At 70.8% G+C, this 16,904-nt stretch carries 14 protein-coding genes; 5 read left to right on the top strand and 9 right to left on the bottom strand.

Features of this window, described 5'->3' with window-relative positions:
- Nucleotides 1–74: 74 nt before the first annotated feature.
- The 4 genes from AB0442_RS29575 to AB0442_RS29560 form a co-directional block, all read right to left on the bottom strand.
- The gene (locus AB0442_RS29575; RefSeq protein WP_366166672.1) at nt 75–1,907 is read right to left on the bottom strand and encodes an AAA family ATPase; all 1,833 of its coding nucleotides are present in this window, start codon (nt 1,905–1,907) and stop codon (nt 75–77) included.
- Nucleotides 1,904–2,389 carry an ABC-three component system middle component 2 gene (locus tag AB0442_RS29570; RefSeq protein WP_366166670.1) on the bottom strand — a complete coding sequence of 162 codons (486 nt, stop codon included), beginning with the start codon at nt 2,387–2,389 and terminating at the stop codon, nt 1,904–1,906. Before AB0442_RS29570 ends, AB0442_RS29575 begins: the two co-directional genes overlap by 4 nt.
- Nucleotides 2,386–3,516: an ABC-three component system protein gene (locus tag AB0442_RS29565; protein ID WP_366166668.1), complete on the bottom strand. Its 1,131-nt coding sequence runs from the start codon at nt 3,514–3,516 to the stop codon at nt 2,386–2,388. Before AB0442_RS29565 ends, AB0442_RS29570 begins: the two co-directional genes overlap by 4 nt.
- A 678-nt stretch (nt 3,517–4,194) precedes the next feature.
- On the bottom strand, nt 4,195–4,626 hold the full coding sequence (locus tag AB0442_RS29560; RefSeq protein ID WP_366166667.1) for a hypothetical protein: 432 nt from the start codon (nt 4,624–4,626) through the stop codon (nt 4,195–4,197).
- A 335-nt stretch (nt 4,627–4,961) separates the two neighbouring features.
- Between AB0442_RS29560 and AB0442_RS29555 the strand changes: the two genes are divergently transcribed.
- Together AB0442_RS29555 and AB0442_RS29550 are read left to right on the top strand one after the other, a co-directional pair.
- On the top strand, nt 4,962–5,204 hold the full coding sequence (locus AB0442_RS29555) for a hypothetical protein (protein WP_366166665.1): 243 nt from the start codon (nt 4,962–4,964) through the stop codon (nt 5,202–5,204).
- Nucleotides 5,205–5,345: 141 nt separating this feature from the next.
- Nucleotides 5,346–6,167, top strand: coding sequence for a hypothetical protein (locus tag AB0442_RS29550; RefSeq protein WP_366166664.1), 822 nt, complete (start codon nt 5,346–5,348; stop codon nt 6,165–6,167).
- 124 nt (nt 6,168–6,291) lie between these two features.
- Here AB0442_RS29550 and AB0442_RS29545 read toward each other — a convergent pair whose 3' ends face one another.
- Both AB0442_RS29545 and AB0442_RS29540 read right to left on the bottom strand, forming a co-directional pair.
- Nucleotides 6,292–6,756, bottom strand: a complete 465-nt coding sequence (locus tag AB0442_RS29545; protein ID WP_366166663.1) for a hypothetical protein — start codon at nt 6,754–6,756, stop codon at nt 6,292–6,294.
- 49 nt (nt 6,757–6,805) lie between these two features.
- On the bottom strand, nt 6,806–7,756 hold the full coding sequence (locus tag AB0442_RS29540; protein WP_366166661.1) for a hypothetical protein: 951 nt from the start codon (nt 7,754–7,756) through the stop codon (nt 6,806–6,808).
- A gap of 302 nt (nt 7,757–8,058) precedes the next feature.
- Between AB0442_RS29540 and AB0442_RS29535 the strand changes: the two genes are divergently transcribed.
- A complete protein-coding gene (locus AB0442_RS29535) occupies nt 8,059–8,607 on the top strand; it encodes an HU family DNA-binding protein (protein WP_366166659.1) in 549 nt (182 codons plus the stop codon).
- 60 nt (nt 8,608–8,667) lie between these two features.
- Here AB0442_RS29535 and AB0442_RS29530 read toward each other — a convergent pair whose 3' ends face one another.
- The 3 genes from AB0442_RS29530 to AB0442_RS29520 form a co-directional block, all read right to left on the bottom strand.
- Complete coding sequence (locus AB0442_RS29530; protein ID WP_366166657.1) at nt 8,668–11,490, bottom strand: Helicase associated domain protein; 2,823 nt, start codon at nt 11,488–11,490, stop codon at nt 8,668–8,670.
- Entirely contained in the window at nt 11,487–12,038 is a 552-nt protein-coding gene (locus AB0442_RS29525) for a hypothetical protein (protein WP_366166656.1), read from the bottom strand. Before AB0442_RS29525 ends, AB0442_RS29530 begins: the two co-directional genes overlap by 4 nt.
- Nucleotides 12,039–12,138: 100 nt before the next feature.
- Nucleotides 12,139–12,750 carry a hypothetical protein gene (locus tag AB0442_RS29520; RefSeq protein ID WP_366166654.1) on the bottom strand — a complete coding sequence of 204 codons (612 nt, stop codon included), beginning with the start codon at nt 12,748–12,750 and terminating at the stop codon, nt 12,139–12,141.
- A 350-nt stretch (nt 12,751–13,100) separates the two neighbouring features.
- Between AB0442_RS29520 and AB0442_RS29515 the strand changes: the two genes are divergently transcribed.
- Nucleotides 13,101–13,964: a hypothetical protein gene (locus AB0442_RS29515; RefSeq protein WP_366166701.1), complete on the top strand. Its 864-nt coding sequence runs from the start codon at nt 13,101–13,103 to the stop codon at nt 13,962–13,964.
- A 20-nt stretch (nt 13,965–13,984) separates the two neighbouring features.
- Nucleotides 13,985–16,904: caspase family protein (locus AB0442_RS29510; RefSeq protein WP_366166652.1), on the top strand; the 2,920-nt coding region annotated here is incomplete at its 3' end.

The following is a 16,904-nucleotide window of genomic DNA, read 5'->3' as shown; positions in this document are numbered from 1 at the left end:
TCTGCCCGAGTGCTACTAGCGCTGACAGCGTCACTTCCCGACCCCTCATGCTGACCTCGACAGCACCTGCCCAATCAGCCGAGTGGAGCTGATGCGGGGTAGAACCCCACTCGCTCCGCCGCCGCCGTCCTGAACGGGTGCAGCGTCGCCTGCTCACCCAGGTCCTGGGGTGGGTTGACGTTCTCGGCCACGATGATCTGCACCTTGAGCTCGTCGTGGAGCGACTGGAAGAAGTGGCCGACCACGTTACGGGGCATCACGAAGTCCTCATCGGGCTCACGGTATGCAAGCAGCGGTGAGTCCAAGACGACGAAACCTGGGTGAGGGAGGTCGCGTTCCGCTGTGTAGCGCGCGAGGGCCAAGGTGAATGCCGCGTGGATGACCGATCGCATGCCTCTGCCGCGGCTGCCGCGAGGGCTACCGTCCACCGAGATCTCGGCGGTCCTCTGGTCGTAGGTGACATGGTTGGCGCCAGGGAGCTGCCACGAGGCCAGGATCTCGTGCATCGTGCGCTCGAAGTCGGCGAGGTTCGAGGCGGGAATTCCATCCGGGCGGGCGGGTTCGGGAACGGCCGGCATGCTCGACAGGCTGGCTCGCAGCTCTTCGAACTGTTGAACCTGGGCGTGGATGGCGAGATCAGCCTGGACCTTGCTCTGGGTAGACAGGATCGCTTTGGTGTCCTCGGTCAGGGGTGCGAGGCGCTCATCAAGGGCGGCAAGCTCGCAGGTGAGCGCGCTGCTGCCGGCAATCAGCGAGGCATGGTCACCCTCCAACAGTCGCAGCTGCTCTTCGAGGTCATCCATAGTGGTGAGCAGGTCGGCATGGAGTTCGGTTGTCTTGCGGATCTCGGCGGCAACGGCGGCCTGGAGCTGCTCCGTCTCGGCCGTCTGATGGTCGGGCTGCTGCTGCTCGGGGGCTGCTCCGCAGAAGATGCACGGGCCTTCCCGGAAGAAGTAGCCGAGAAGACTTCCTGCTTCGGCGACCATCCGCAGGCGGTCGAGGTCGGACTCGTACTGCTGGCGAAGGAGCCCGAAGCGGCCGAGGAGTGTGCTGAGTTCCCCACTCCGTTCGCGGTTCATAGTGGTCCGCACCTGCAGTTGCCGTTCCTGCTCGATCAGGGCGGAACGATCGGCGACCAGATCCCTGGCCGCTGCCGATGCGTTCACCAAGCTCTCTTCAAGCCGCCGCAGCTGGTCATGCAGTTCGGATTCGCTACTTGCGATCTCCAGGCGGCTCTGCGCCTGGGTAATGAGCTGGTCGAGAAGTTCGATCTTTCCCTTGCCGACCTTCTTCTCAACGTTGCTCGCGCCCGTCGGGCCCTCGGGCTCATCCTCGCCGGTCAGAAGGAGCTTGAAGACGGACTTGTCCTCCGTCTCCTTGATCGTCTGGCGGGAAGCGAGGACCGGGGACCGCTCGTCCGCCATCGGCGTATCGGTGATGACGCAGAGGTGGGCAAGATCCCGGAAGCTGAGCGTGCGCAGGACGCGGCGAGCGTTCTTCAAGACACGCCGGCCGTCGACTCCGACGATCTTCAGCAGGTAGCGGGACAGGTTGTTCTCTGCCTTGGGATCATGCTTGAGGTTGAGCGTCTTGTTCGGTGCCACGGCTGGAAGACTCCGCAGGTCGTCCTCGAAGACATCAACCTTGGTGCCTCCCATTTCCCGGCACAGGGTGAAGATCTCCCCATCGGCGGTATGGAGACCGAGCAGCATGTGGGTGTAGCCGTCGGCCTGGCTGATCGTCTTGAGCTTGGTGGCGCCCAGCATGTAGTCGATGGCTTCGACGATGTAGGACTTACCGGTCTCGGATGCCCCGTAGACGACGGTCAGATGGGGGCCGAACTCGACGCTCGCTGGCGGCTTGTCCGGGCCTACCGAGGTGAGGTGCATCAGAGTCAGGGCGCTCACTGGTCTTCGTCCCTTCTGTGGCCGGTGGCTTCGGCACGCAGTTGGTCGGCCCAACGCCGGGTGATCTGCTTCATGTCTTCCCGGACATCTACGCCGTCGTGGAGATAGTGCTCGGCCAGCCAAGCGGCACGGTTCTTGAGCGCGCCGACGTAGCCGGCCTTGAGCGTGTCCAGGAAGCTGGCAGCTTCCTCCGTCGCGCCATAGAGAAAGCCAGCCTCGTCGGTGGTCATGTCCGCCAGACCGGCCCGCAAAAGTACAACCAGTCCCTGTTCAACGAGGGAGCGACGCAGGCCGAGCTCCCCTGGTCCTGCGGGCAGGTCCGGTTGGAGACTGTCCGGGCCCCCTGCGAAGTCTCCACTGTGCAGCAAGGCGTGGTCGAGGTAGACGAGCTCGGCCACATCCAGGCGGCGGGGGAAGGCCTCAGTCAGGAGAACGAGCGCTCGGACGCCGACTTCGACAGGACCATTGAGGGGGTTCATCATCGCTCCTCCCCCTTGCACCAAGTGAGGCGATCGTCGTTGGCGAGGTGGTGGCACAGGCCCTTCTTATCGAGGCCGGTCACGACCGGGGCCAGGATGTTCGCTGGGTTGGGCTGGTGGCCTGATGCGGCGATCAGTACATGACGCAGCCGCTCGTACCCGTTGTCGTACGAGCCGTCTGCCACGTCGTAAAGGGCATGATAGAGATCGTTTTCGATCGCCTTGTAGGTGGCAGGTGGCACGCTCTCGCGAGCGAACACGCGCAGCGACTCGGCGCTGTAGAAGGCCTCCCGCTGAAGGATCAGGTGTTCCTTGGTCTTCTGGTGATCCCGGGCTTCCTGGAGTGTCTGCAGGGCAAGGCCGTGCTTCTCGTTGTAGACGTCCAGGAGTTTTCGAACGAAGACTGCTTCCTGAGCGCCCTGTTCAGTCGGCGGTAGCTCAACAGCGGGTCGGGGCGGCAGTTGCTGCGGGAACCGGCGCACGTGGTGGGGTGTGGTGCTGTGCACCTTCACGATCCATTCCATGTCTGCTGGCTGGAACATGGAAAAGTGGGTCGACCGTGCAAGCGCCTCGACCGCCGACCGCTCCGCCGGTTCCAGGTTGGTGCCAAGAGTCGACTTGTCCTTGTTCCATGCCTCGAAGAACTCGGTCTGCATCTCCTCTGGATCGAGAAGCAGCCGTTTGAGTGTCGTTCCGATCTTCGGTGCCACGAACACGTATCGCGTGGGCAGCTCGTAGTCCCCTCGGACCTTTGCTACGAAGATCTTGACGATCTCGGGCCAAGCGTCCGAAGGTACGAGCGGAGCCAGATAGTGCTTGCACTGGTAGCAGTGCCACTCGCCTTTCGTGCCCCGCAGCGTCAAGCAAGCGGCGATGTCCGCTCCCTTGTCTCCCGCTCCGCCCATCCGCTGGACCCGAACGTAGGGCTGACCGAGCGCTCGCACCCATTCGACCGTGAAGTCCTCCCAGTCGTCCGCGGAGTAGTCGTAGCGAAGCATCTGCTCCGGCGTCGGCAGCGGCGCGCTCTGCATAGGAGGAGCAAGGACGACCGTGTCCGGCGACTTCGGCTCCGGAATCCCCTCAAAAATCGGGCGCTGCACCTCGTCGCTCACCCCGGCGGCCTCAGCCATGTCCCTCCATGTCCCGCAGTAGCGCAAGATCAGCGCTCCGTAGTCCTATCACTCCGTTACCCGCCCGGGGAATGCGTCTACATGCCAATCCGGCATCACACGTGACCTGCCGGGAGGTTTGGCAGGTCACGGACAAGCAGGTCGTGGGGCGCAGCCCCCATCCCACGGGATCGCCGCGCCGACGCACCGGTAGCCCCACGCCCGGTAGGTGGCTTGCGCTGCGGTGGCTTCTGGCCGGCTGTTGAGCATGACCCGTTGGTTGTCGAGGTCCTGGACCAGGGCTCGGTGCATCCAGGTTGCTGGGCCGCGGCGCCGCCACGTTGGACGGACCGAAGGTCCACTTGCCGTGGTCGTAGCCTGCCCTCGCCGGCTTCGCTCAGACGGTGCTGGAGAACGTTAGGCCGCCGTCCGCGAGAGGGCGGCGAGCGGGCGTCTCAGTGGGTTGCCCGGTGGAGGACGGTGGCAGGAACAGGGCCGGGTCCACCTGCGGCAGAGGCCGCCGGTCGACGGTGACCGGCTGGTCGGTGGCGGGTGCGGAGAACTCCGGCATACCGAGAGGGCGGCGATCATCATTCACGTCTCGCAGTATGACCGCCCGTCGGCTCAGCGAACATCCTGGCCAACCTCGCGGCCGGGCGATCGTAGAGTCGGTGCGGGACCGAAAGGGGTCCCGGGCGGCTACCAGTCGGCGAGGGCGGCCCGGAACTCCTGGGTGGTCACGAACACCGACCCGCGCACCGCCCGATGCCGGCCGTCGGCCCGGTTCCGCTCGGCCGTCTCGACCGCGGCCCGCATCCGCTCCTCGCGGTAACGGTCGACCGCACCGGCGAACTCCTGCGGCACCGGGCGACGGTCGACGATCCCCGCAACGGCCCCGTACAACGTCGGGGCGCCGTACGTCTCGGGCCGCCAGCCGAGCGAGCCGGCAGCAGCCAGCATCGCCGAGCGCAGCAGGGCAAGCCCGCCGAGGTCTTCCGTCTCGGCGCGGGTCAGGCGGACCTCCCACGCTCCGCCGTAGCCGCCGGCCTGCGGCGGGCAGGAGCGGGTGAGCAGCGGCGGCAGGACGGCGACCAGGCGGGCGTGGCGGGGGTCCGCGGCGAGGGAGGGCACGAGCGGGAGCCTACGGCGCGGGCCCGGGGCTGCGCGGCGGGTCGGCAATAGTGCGACGAGCGGTCCGGCCGGTGCCGCTCGGATAGGGATCGGTGCTGGTCACGCGGGGGTTGATTCGCCCGCTGGGTGGTGTATACGCGTGCGGTTCCTTGTCCCTGCACCCGTACTCGGCGGGTTGCGAAATCGGTGTCCGCAGCGGGGTTGATCGGCGCTGTGAACTTCCTACTGTCCCGGCCTGTCGGACCGCTGAGGACCAGCCAGAGGGCTCATCGCCCGCTGCCGTCCCGAGCGGATCCGACGTCCACCACCCGCATCGAGCGAATGGAGAGAGCAGCGTGGACGAGGCCGAGAAGAAGCCGCACGGCGCCGGCGAGGCGACGGGCCAGCCAGAGGACGGTGGCGAGCGGCGGGTACAGCCGGCCGGGGCTGCGGGCGCCGGCCGGGTGGTTCCGGCGTGGCGGGACCCGTCGGGGTGGGGTGGTCTGGTGGTTGGGCGGCTGTTGTCCGGTGCCGGGTCGTGGGTGGCGGGCGAGCTGTGGCGGCTGGTGACCGAACAGCTCCCCGGCGACCGCGAGTAGCACGCGGCGGCGGCCCGGTCCCGTCTCGGGCCGGGCCGGACTGCCGCGGCCCGTCGTGGGCGGGGTGCCGGGCCGTCGCGGGGTGTCGGCGGCGTGCGGCATATTGTCGGTGGCCGGCTGCTCCGGCTTGTGGAGTCCTTCGTGGGAGAGGCGAGGCCGCAGATGTCGTTGGAGAGCCGTTCGGGCCGGCAGGCCCCGGCCGCCGCCGTGGTGGACCCGGGCCTGGCGGAGTCGGTGCAGAAGACGGTGCACCGGCTGGCCCGCCAGTGCCCGCAGGTTCTGCGCCAGCCGGGAACCACGCTGCCCCGGAGGGCCGCCTACGACCTGGCCACCGCCCCGGGCGTGCTGAAGGGCGCCGGCCTGTTCTACGGCGCAGCGGTCGTCATCTCCCCGCTGTCGTTCCTGATCATGACCGGCGTTCAGAAGGCCCAGGGCACCGCGCCGGTCTCCATGGGCACGTTCGTGGCGGTGGCGGTGTGGGTCTACGTCGTCATCGCCCTGCTGGTCGGCGCGATCGCGTGGCGTCTGGTGCTGGTGCCCGGCGGGAAGCGGGCGGTCGCCGAGGACCTCGCCGCCGCGCAGGGCCGGTACCTGCTGCGGGGTGAGGACCTCGACGGCAAGGACCTGGAGATGGTCGTGCGGGCCCAGGACGCGGTGAACTCGGCACTGGCCGCGGCCCGGTTCGTGACCGCGGTCGAGGTGCCGAACCGGGCCGCGCTCGCCGCCGGGGTCTGGTCGATGGCCCGGCGCCTGGCCGCGGGCGAGCCGCAGGGCAACGGCTGGGCGATGATCGTCGCTGTCGAGGAGTACGCCGAGCGCCTCGAAGAGGCCGGCACCGTTTGGCAGCGGGAGCTGCAGGCCGGCACGTGGAAGCCCGGCACCATGTCGGCGCCGCTTGCCAAGGCCGTCCAGCGGGCCGATGCCGCCGGTGCCCGGGCGGTCGCGCTGGCCGCCAACGCCTGACGGCCCCGAAGCGTGTGAGTGCCCGGCCGCGATGCGGCCGGGCACTCACGTATCCACCTACCGCTCACCCTGCGGCCGGCCGAGTCACCGCCCTGCTATCGGTCCGGCCGGCGGGTACGCCCGGTCAATCGGGCGCACCGGCCACGATGAGCTGCTTGACCAGGGCCACGGTCTGCGCCGGCGTGAGGGTGCCGTGGTCGGAGCCGACCGCGGCACACGCCGAGATGAGCAGCTGCAGCAGCGCGGCCCGCTGCAGCCCGGCGGGCGCGAGCTGCCACAGTGCGTGCGCCGCGGCCGCGCCCGCATCGCGGTGCTCGGCGAGGCACTCCAGCACCAGGGCGGTCAGCAGGTCCGGCGTCCCGCGGGCCACCTGCCGCAGCCGCTCCACCCCGGCCCGCTCCGGCAGGCCGTACACCGGCCGGGTGGCCAGGACGCCGAACAGAAACAGCGCGCCCTCCCACACCGCGTCGCCACCCCGGCGTTCCAGCTCGGCGACGAGCAGCCGGCCCGCGGCACCCTCCCCGGTGCGGACGGTCTCATCGACCGCGAGGTCCACGAGCTCTTCGACCTGCAGCGATTCGACGTCCATGCGCCGAACCTACGCCGCAGCTGCGACATGCCCGTTCGGCGGCTTGTGGTCAGGCTGCTGTGTCGGGTTCGGGCAGGACGACGATGGCGGCGTCCTTGGCCTCGCCGATGGCCTGCGTCAGGGCCTGGGCGGCGGCCGCGGTCTGCTCGGCCAGGGTGCGGGTGTCGGCTGCGGCGACGTCGGCGGCGGCGGTGCGGGCGAGGAGGTCGAGGACCTGCTCGCCGCGGGCTTCGAGCCGCTCGACAGCGGCGAGCTCCTCCAGGCGGCGGTCGGCCTCGGTGGCGCTCGCCGCGTACAGCTCCAGCGCCTCGATGCGGCGCTCGGCGGCGGCGAGGACCTTGCGCTCGGCGGCCCGCAGCCCGGCCGCCGCATCGTCTCCGCCGTCGACCTCCGTGCCGGCCAGCAGACTGTACTGCTGGAGGGTCTGGGCGATCTCCCACAGCTCGACCGGCAGGTGCTCCTCGGTGCGGCCGCGCAGCCCCGCGAGGTCGGCGTCGTGCAGGCGCGAGGCACGAATCGCGGCGACGGCGCTCTGGGCGCGGACGAGGAGGTCGGCGGCGGGCCCGGTCAGTGCGTCGGTGCGCACCGCGCGGGTGCGGGCGGTGCGCAGCAGGCGGTGCAGTTGGCGGGTCTCGGTGAGGCGGAGTGTGCCGAGGACGGTGGTGAGGATGCCGCCGCCGGCCAGGGCGAGCAGGCCGAGCAAGGCGGCCCAGTCGCAGCCGGTGAGGAGGAGTTCGGTCAGGGAGCCGGGGCGTGGGGTGTGGATGCCGCTCTGGGCCCAGGTAGCCACAGCGGCGAGGGCGCCGCCGGCGCCCGCGGTGGCGGCCGCCCTGCCGAGCAGATCGGGGGCGAGGGCACTGGAGACCTGCAGGTCGTCCGCGGCACGGCGGGGCAAGGCGCGCAGGATCTCCGCGATGCCGGCCCGGTCACGGGCGGGGACGGCCGGGTCAACCACGACAGTGACCTCGGTGGCGGTGTGCCGTTTTGGCGACCTGCTCACGGCGCACTCCTGTCTGTCGTCGACGGCAGTGACCATCATGCCGGTCCGCACTGACGGCCGGCCCCTGCCCGGCAGGACTACCCGCCGCGGCAGGGACGTTGGCAGAAGTCGGCCTGCACAACCTCCCGCGGCGGGCGACCCGAACGGGCGGCCGCGTGCTGTCGTACGGAGAGCGGCCCTGCGACAACCGGAGGTTGATGCCGCCTGCGCGGCCCTGCTGCGCAGGCGGCGGTCCCGGGTGACCCCTATGTTGAGGATGAAATAGGACAAACCGTTCCCGATGCGGTTGTGGAGTCGTCGTCATGAACAAGGGACAGCTGGTCGAGGCGGTGGCCGGGCAGCTCGGCAGCCGCGCCGCCGCGGAGGACGCCGTGGACGCGGTCCTCGACGCCATGGTCCGTGCCGTGGTAGCCGGGGAGCGGGTACAGGTCACCGGCTTCGGCACGCTGGAGAAGGTGGAGCGGGCCGGCCGCATGGCCCGCAACCCGCAGACCGGCGAGCGCGTGCGGGTCAAGAAGACCAGCGTGGCGCGCTTCCGGCCGGGCCAGGGCTTCAAGGACCTGGTCTCCGGCGCCAAGAAGCTGCCGAAGTCCGGCCCGGCCACCGCCAAGGCCCCCAAGGGCTCGCTCACCGCCGGGAAGAGCGCCGCAGCCGCGCCCGGCCGGAAGCGGACCGCGGCGAAGCGCACCGCCACCGAGGCCCCGACCGCCTCCATGCCCGTGAAGAAGGCCACCGCCAGGAAGGCCACCTCCGCGGTCAAGAAGACAACGGCGGCCGCCAAGAAGACCACGCCCGCGACCGCGAAGAAGACGACGCCGGCCAAGCGGGCCACCCGCCGCACCAGCGCGTGAACGGCAACGTCCGGGCCCGATAGGTCGTACCGGGCTGGGACGTTGCACGGGTCGCTGCTTCTACGGCGTGCCGGGCGCCGGGCGGACTCGTCCCTTGGGGACTTCCCACTGCATGCCGAGGGCATCGAGGTCGCGGATCTGCTGCGGGCCGAGGCGTCCGAGCCGCCACCGTTTCCGGGCCCGGATCAGGGCGTTGGAGAGCTGGACGCCGTCGACGACGGTGCCGGTGGGCGGGCGCAGGTGGCCGTGGCAGGTGTGGAAGGCGCGGACGGCGGCCAGGAGGCGCTGCCAGTCGTCGGCGTCGGGGTCCCAGACCATGCCGAGGGCGTCGAGCTGGGCGGTGCGCTCGGGGGTGAGGGTGCCAGCGCGGTGGTGCTTGCGTTGGCGGATCAGCCAGGCGGACAGCTGGACCCCGTCATGGACGGTGTTGTGGGGCGGGCGCAGGTGGCCATGCTGGGCCCGGTAGGTGCGGGCGGCGGCGAGGCCGGTGGTGAACGGATCGGCCGGCTCGGGTGGGGTCCAGTCGATGCCGAGGGCGTCGAGCTGGGCGGCGAGGTCGGGGTGGAGGGTGCCGGCCTGGTGGGTGGCGCGCTGGCGGGTGAGCCAGGTGGTGAGGTCGAGGCCGTTCACGGTGGTGCCGGGCGGTGGGTTGAGGTGGCCGTGCTGCTGGTGGTAGGTGCGGGCGGCGGCGAGGAACGGCTCCCAGCGGGGGGTGCCCTTCCAGGGGAAGCCGAGGGCGTCGAGTTCGGCGGCGCGGTGCGCGGGGAGCTTGCCGTTGGCGCGTTTGGCGCGCATCTGGCTGACCCAAGCGCCCAGGCGCAGGCCGTCGGCGGTGACGTGCCTTTGGGGGACGTCGGCGCCGTCGTGGGCGGCGCGGTGGTCGAGCCAGGCTTGGACGTTGCGCTGCCAGGCCGCCTCGTAGGGGTCCCAGGCGATCCCGGCCTCCTCTAGCGCGGCGACCCGCTCGGGGGCGAGGGCACCCTGCCGGTGGGCGGCGCGCTGCTTGATGATCCAGCCGCCGAGCTGCAGCACTGTGCCGTCGGGCCCGGGGGCGGTGGTGTGCTGCGGGATGTCGAGGTGCCCGTGCTGCTGGCGCCAGGTGCGGTAGGCGGTGAGCAGCTGCTGCCAGCGGGCGTCGGCCGGGTCCCACACAACGCCCAGGGCCTCGAGTGCGGTGATCCGGTCGGCGGGCAGCCAGCCCTTCCGGTAGAACCGGCGTTGTTGGACCAGCCACTGCCCGAGCTGGGCGCCGTCGGCGCTGGCGTGCCGCAGCGGGATGTCGAGGTGGCCGTGCTCGGCGTGCCAGGCGGCGGCCCGGGCGTGCTGCTCCCACCAGGGGGAGGTGGTCTGACGGACGGTCAGCACGGTGAGCTGGTCGATGACGTGCTGCGAGGTGCCCTCGGGCAGCACGATGCTGATCTTGCCGGGCAGGCGGGGGTTGGACGTGGAGGCGTGGGAGCGCTGGCGGTCCAGGGCGACGCCGAGCGGCTCGTCGTGGGCGCGTAGGGCGCGGATGACCTGCCACAGCGTCTGGTAGGCGCCGGCGTCCAGGTCGCCGATCTCGCCGTCGGTGTCGGGGACGACGAGCGGGACGATGATGGTGGACGGGCCGTCGGTGTCGGGGTGGCGGCGCAGGGCGCGGCCGACGGCCTGGACGATGTCGACGGCGGAGCGCTTGGGATGGGCGAACAGCACCGCATCGACGGCGGGCACGTCCACACCCTCGGCCAGGCAGCGCGCGGAGGCCACGGCCGCCCACCGGCCGTCGGGAACCGCGGCGAGACGGGTGAGGATCCGGTGCCGCTGCTGGTGGGGCATCTCGCCGTGGACGTGCCCGGCGTCCAGCGCTTCGGGGTCCTGGCCGAGCCGGGCCACGGTGGCGGGCAGGGTGCGGGCGAACTCGGCCGCGGCGTCCACCCGGTGGTGGAAGGTCAGGGCGCGGCGCAGCCCGTAGCGCTCGCGGGCCTTGATGAGGGCGGCCTGGGCGACGACGGTCTGCAGGGCGGGGGCGCCGGGCCGGTCGATGTATTCGGCGGCCGGGTCGGTGAGCAGGGCGCGGGCGTCGCGGTCGGGGATGCCGATGACCGCGATGCGGTAGTCCTCCAGGTAGCCCTCGGCGATGCCGCGGGCGGCCGGGTAGCTGTGCAGCACCGGGCCGAACACCGTGGTGTCGGACATGGACAGCAGCGGCGCGGTGTCCTGCAGGTTCTCCAGGCGCGGCGTGGCGGTCAGGTACAGGGACCGGCGGGCGGGCAGGTGGGTGCGGTCCACGCAGCGGCGGGTCGTCTGGTCGGCGCGGCCGGTGAGGTGGTGCGCCTCGTCCAGGACGAGCAGGTCCAGCGGGGTGGTGGCGCGGACGGCTTCGGCGAGCCGGTCGGCGGAGGCGTAGGTGCCGACGATCAGGCGCAGTCCGGTGGCGGTGGGGGTGTGCAGCCAGGCGGCGATCTGGGCGGGGTCGGTGGTGACCGGGCAGGTCAGGTCGGCCAGGTGGGTGGCGGCGTCGGCGACAGTGTCGTCGCTGCACACCGCGAGCACCCGAATCGGCCCGGTGCGGGTGTGGTGCTGCCAGGAGGCGAGGGTCTGGGCGACCAGGGACAGCGAGGGGGCGAGCACCGCGACGGTCCCGGCCGGGCCGAGGAACTGTTCGGCGGCGCGCTGGGCGACCAGGGTCTTGCCGGAGCCGCAGCAGGCGTGCCACTGCCCCGGCCCGCCGGCGGCCAGGCCGCGGACGATCGCGGTCACGGCCTCGCGCTGGTAGGGGCGCAGCGGCGCCGGATCCCGACGGGGCTGCGGGAGCGGGCAGGCCGTCGGGACGCCCGCAGCCGGGTCGGCGGTGCCGGTCGGGTCGGTCGTGTCGGCGGTGGTGTCGGTGGTGTCGGTCACGGCCGGTCCGTGGTGGGCAGGGAGTCGGTGGCGTCCTGGCGGATCGCTTCGAGGACGGCGACCGTCTGGGTGCGGCGCCAGGTGCGGACGGCGGCCGCGAGCGCTTCGGTGTCGATGCCGTCGAGGTCGCCGGCCCGGCCCGCGTCCTGGATCTCGTCGGCGAGCAGGCCGGCGGGGTCGTGGAGCCAGGTGACGTCCACGACGGTGGCGCGCACCAGGTGGGCGATGGCCTGCCACTGCGGTGTGGTCAGCGGGGGCACTTCGGCCAGTTCCAGGTCCAGCAGCCGCTCCAGCAGGTTGCCCGGCAGGTGGCTGTGCAGCGGGTTGCCCTTGGCGCGGGCGATCGCCTTGTCGACGGCACCGACCCGCACCCCGAGCAGGTCGGCGACGGCCGGCCGGCCGTTGCGCCCGGCCTCCTGGACGCCGCGCCAGATCGCGTGGGCGCGCAGGTCGGCGTTCTGTTCGGCCTGGTCGCGCAGATAGTCGGCGGCGACGTCGGCCTCGTGCACGGCGGTGAGCCACTCGGGGGTCTCGGACCGGGGCGGCATGGTGCTCTCCAGGTGGTGCTGCGGGATCGACAGACGGGGGCGGGGGTGGTGCCCCGCCGGCCGGACAAGCCGGGCGGGGCACCGGGCGCGAGGGGCGGGGTCAGTCCTGTTCGGCGGCCAGGTCGTCGCGCAGCTGGCGCAGGTGCTCCGTCAGGCCCTCGATCACGGCGTGCGGCTGGTCCTGACCCTCGCGGAACTCCTGCAGCAGCCGGGCCTCGATCTCCTCCAGTTCCGCATCGGTCGTCTCGGCGGTGATGCCGGCCTCGTCCGCGGTCCAGGCGTCGCCGATGCTGTCCATGTCCCACACCGGCAGCACGCCCTCGTCCTCGTCCGTGAGGGCCGCGCACCGCTCGCCGATCGCGTCGAAGGCGGCCTGTGCCTCGTCGGTCAGGATCCGGCCGACCCGGTTGTGGCCGTCCCAGACGACCTCGGAGCCGTCCAGGACCTGCTGCGCCAGCGGCGCCAGCTCGTCCAGCAGTTCGTTCGCCGCCTCGGCCTGAAGGATCGGGATCGTCCAGCGCCAGTCGATGCCGTGGTGCACCTCCGCCGGGCGGCCGCCTCCGACCTCGGCGTCGTAGGAGGCGAGCAGGACGCCGTCCCCCAGGCCCAGCTCGACGTAGACGGGCTGGGCCTGGGACTGGCCGTGGTAGCGGCGGTGGAGCTCGGCGGAGCGGGTGACGTAGCGGACGTCGACCTTCACAGGGGTGCTCACGGGTAACCTCCTGGGTGGCCCGGCGCGGGCACACGGCGGTCGCAACGCCGGCGCGCGCGGGGCGGTGGGATCGGATGGCCTCCGACCCCACCAAGCTACTCCCCGGGGGATAGTTTCGCTATCCCCCGGGAAGTAGTCACATTTTTCGAGCCACTTCCGCGCTGGCGCCCCCTGGCAACGGGTCAGCAACTCGTTCTCCCGCGCGACCGCGTGGAGGCTCCCGCGGCCAGCCAACCCGCGCTGTTGCACTTCCGCTGCAGGAGGGGGGTACTGGAGGTATGGGGCGCGCAGGAAACGACTTACAAGCCGCGCGACCGCCAGTGGGTGGTGAAGCCGGGCCCGGCGCCCGGGTGGTGTGTGTGCACGGCATCGGCCAGCAGGTGCGCGGGGAGAACAGTCTGCGGACGGCCTGGTGGCCGCCGCTCAGCGACGGACTGATCCGCGCTGGCAAGGCAGGTCTGGTGGCGGAAGCGGATGTAGGGATGGGGTTCTACGGAGATCTCTTCCGTCCGGCCGGCCAGATGCTCGCCGTCGGGGACCCGCCGTACACGCCGTCGGACGTCGAGGACGGCTTCGAGCAGGAACTGCTCTTCGCATGGTGGCGGGCAGCCGCCGAGGCAGACCCGTCCGTAGCACCGCCGACCGCCAGAGACACCCTGGTCTCGACGCCGAGCAGCGTGCAGGCCGCGCTGCGGGCGCTATCCGGGTCGAAGTTCTTCGCCGGCCTGGCCCTTCGAGCGTTGATCTCGGACCTGAAGCAGGTCCGCCGCTATTTGGTCGACGACGGGCTCCGCGAGCAGGTGCGCGGCCGAGTGGTCAACGCGATCGGCTCGGAAACTCGGGTCGTGGTGGCCCACTCACTCGGGTCGGTGGTGGCCTACGAGGCCCTGTGTGCCATGCCCGGCCACACCGTCCGGGCCCTGGTCACCATCGGTTCGCCCCTCGGGATCCGCCACCTGGTGTTCGACCGGCTCCGCCCGGCCCCCACACGGTCGGAGCAGAACCTTCTGGGAGCGTGGCCGGGGAACGGAAGTCTCGCCTGGACCAACCTCGCGGATGCCGGCGACGTGGTGGCTCTGGTCAAGGACCTGCGTCCCCTGTTCGGCCAGCGTCTGCGCTCAGGAGTAGTGCACAACGGCGCCACCGCGCACGACGCCACCGCCTACCTGACCGACGAACTGTGCGGCCAGGCCGTCGCGGAAGGTCTGACATGACCGCTATCGGGACTGCAAGCATGACGCAGGAGCCCCGCCGGTTCCTGATCTCCGCCGCCGTGGCCGACTACCCCAAGAATCCGGACTGGGACCGGCCTGGGCTGCGGGAGGCCCGCGAGCAGATCGCCGAGATCTTCACGGAGCAGCTCGGGTACGAGCTCCACAGTGCGGTCGGGATGAATCCCACCCGCCACCAACTGCTGGATGCGCTGCACGACTTCTGCATCTCACCGCAGCGCCGCGAGGACGACCTGCTGACCGTCTATCTGTCCTGCCATGGTGAGATCCTCGACGACGGTGTGGAGCATGTCCTGCTCACCACCGAGAGCGATCCGGACGATCTGGCCTACACTGCGCTGCCAACGGCGAACCTGACGAGGGCGATGCTGCACAACACCCGAATCCGGCGGGTCCTTCTGCTGCTCGACGCCTGTTATGCAGAACAGGGCGGCAACCAGTTGGCGGCAACGGCCCTCGCCCGTCTGGGCTCGGAGTGGAAGACGACGTCCGGGTCCGGTCTGGTGCTCGTCTCTTCCGCCCAGCCACACCAGCAGGCCCAGGCGGGCTTGTTCCCGCAGCTGCTGGATGCCGCGATCAACAGCCTCCCGGTGGCTGGCCACAGCCCCGAAACCCTGCCTCTCGACGCGATCGTGCAACACATCAACGACTCTCCCGAAAAGCCTGAGTACCAGGACATCAACCTGAACCTGCTGGGGCTGAAGGGAGTGCCACCCGTGTTCCTCCCCAATCCCCGCCATGACCCACGGCTGACTGAGGTCGATCTCGCCTTGCAGCAGGCCGCCGCCTTCGAAGAAGAGGACCAACGACGGCACACCGAGTTCACCCGCCGCCTACTGATTCGTGCCATGGGTTATCACAGCAACGCCGATCCGAGCTGGTGGTTCAGCGGCCGACATGCGGCGCTGCATGCCGTAGCCCAGTGGCTGAATACCCCTGCCGATGACGACCAACCAGCCTGCCTGGTGGTCACGGCCGCCCCTGGATCGGGCAAGACCGCAGTTCTCGGTCTGATCGCCGCACTCGCCCACCCCGAGCGCCGCCGCACCGTCCCTCTCGACGCCCTCGGCTTGCCCGTCGACCTGATCGACGTCGATGCGATCGGCACTGCCATCTACGCGCAGCGGCTCACCGATGACGACGTCCTTCGGGCACTGGGCGCCGCCGCGCGCGTGCAGGCCCACACCGTGGGCCAACTTCTGGACGCACTCGACCAACAAGCACGCTCACGCCCACTGACCGTCCTGATCGATGCCCTGGACGAGGCCGCCACCCCCGAGACCTTGTGCACCACCGTCCTACGACCGCTCATCGAGCACGCCCGCGGCCGTATCCGCCTACTCCTGGGCACCCGTTCCTACCTGCTACCCCGCCTTGGTATTGACCCCAAGAGCGAGCCTGCACGCGTCGTCAACCTGGACGACGACCGGTACGCGGATCCGCAGGCCCTGGCGGCCTACGCCATGCGCACCCTGCTCGAAGCACACCCCGATTCCCCCTACCGGTCTCCCTACCGGGAAGAGCCAGGGGCTCTGCGTAAGGTCGGGCGGGCGGTCGCCGAAGCTGCTGGCACATCGTTCCTGATCGCACGCATCACCGCTGGCACTCTCGCAGCCGACGACACCGTCGTTCTCAATCCGGACGACCCCGCATGGCGTGCCAGCCTGCCTCGACACGCTCATGACGCCATGTCCCGGGACCTCGTCCGCCGCCTCGGCCCCAACGCGCAACGCGCCATGGATCTGTTGCGCCCGTTGGCCTTCGCCCATGGCCAGGGCCTGCCCTGGGAAGACATCTGGGCACCCCTTGCATCCGAGATTTCAGGATGCAAGTACAGCGATGACGACCTGCTGTGGCTGCGCCGCACGGCTGGGTCTTACGTGGTCGAAGCTACGGAAGCCGGCCGCTCTGCCTACCGGCTGTACCACCAGGCAATGGCCGATTACCTGCGCGACGGCATCGACCCCAAAGCAGTTCACGCCGCCTTCACCCGCATCCTCACCGATCGCGTGCCCTACCAGGCAGACGCCACCCGTGACTGGTCCCGCGCCCACCCCTACACGCTGGGGCACCTTGCCGAACACGCCACCGAAGCAGGACTCCTGGACCAGATCCTTGCCGACAGCGACTACCTCGTCCACGCCGACCCCCGCAGCCTCACCCCCTACCTGCGCCACGCCACCGATCACACCGCGCGCCTGACCGCTGCCGTCTACCGCACCAGCCTCAACCTGCATCAGGCCGTCCCCTCAACAATGCGCCGACAGGTCCTCGCACTCGATGCCGCCCGGGCCGGCGCACACGACCTGCAGCAATCTCTCACCGCCCGCATCCCGCCCGGTCACTGGTTTCCGGTCTGGAGTACCGGCGGCGCCTTCACTCCTGCCCTGCGCGATACGCTCACCGGTCATGCTGCGCTCGTGCTCGGGGTGGCGTGTACCGATGTCGACGGCATCCCGGTCGCCGTCACCGGCAGCAGGGACCACACGGTGCGTATCTGGGACCTGCGCACCGGCCAGCCCCTCGGCGAACCTCTTACAGGCCACAGCGACCTGGTTTCCGCGGTGGCGTGCACCGATGTCGACGGCACTCCCGTCGCCGTCACCGGCGGCAGGGACGGCACGGTGCGTATCTGGGACCTGCGCACCGGCCAGCCCCTCGGCCACCCCCTCACCGGCCACACCGACACCGTGCTCGCGCTGGCGTGCACCGACCTCGACGGCACCCCCATCGCCGTCACCCGCAGCGCAGCCGGCACGGTGCACGTCTGGAACCTGCGCACAGGCGAACCCCTCACCGGCCCCACCAGCAACGTGTCCGCGGTGGCGTGCACCGACCTCGACGGCACCCCCATCGCCGTCACCGGCAGCAGGGACGGCACGGTGCGTATCTGGGACCTGCGCACCGGCCAGCCCCTCGGCC

Origin of the sequence: Kitasatospora sp. NPDC085895 (assembly GCF_040702125.1) — a bacterium.
In the GTDB taxonomy this organism is placed as follows: domain Bacteria; phylum Actinomycetota; class Actinomycetes; order Streptomycetales; family Streptomycetaceae; genus Kitasatospora; species Kitasatospora arboriphila.
Note: the sequence above shows the minus strand (reverse complement) of the source record. Positions and strands in the feature narration are given on the sequence as shown.

Coding starts and splice junctions, on each gene's coding strand:
- AB0442_RS29570 (WP_366166670.1), bottom strand. CDS start 2,389: ATGATGAACCCCCTCAATGGTCCTGTCGAAGTCGGCGTCCGAGCGCTC.
- AB0442_RS29565 (WP_366166668.1), bottom strand. CDS start 3,516: ATGGCTGAGGCCGCCGGGGTGAGCGACGAGGTGCAGCGCCCGATTTTT.
- AB0442_RS29545 (WP_366166663.1), bottom strand. CDS start 6,756: ATGGACGTCGAATCGCTGCAGGTCGAAGAGCTCGTGGACCTCGCGGTC.
- AB0442_RS29535 (WP_366166659.1), top strand. CDS start 8,059: ATGAACAAGGGACAGCTGGTCGAGGCGGTGGCCGGGCAGCTCGGCAGC.
- AB0442_RS29525 (WP_366166656.1), bottom strand. CDS start 12,038: ATGCCGCCCCGGTCCGAGACCCCCGAGTGGCTCACCGCCGTGCACGAG.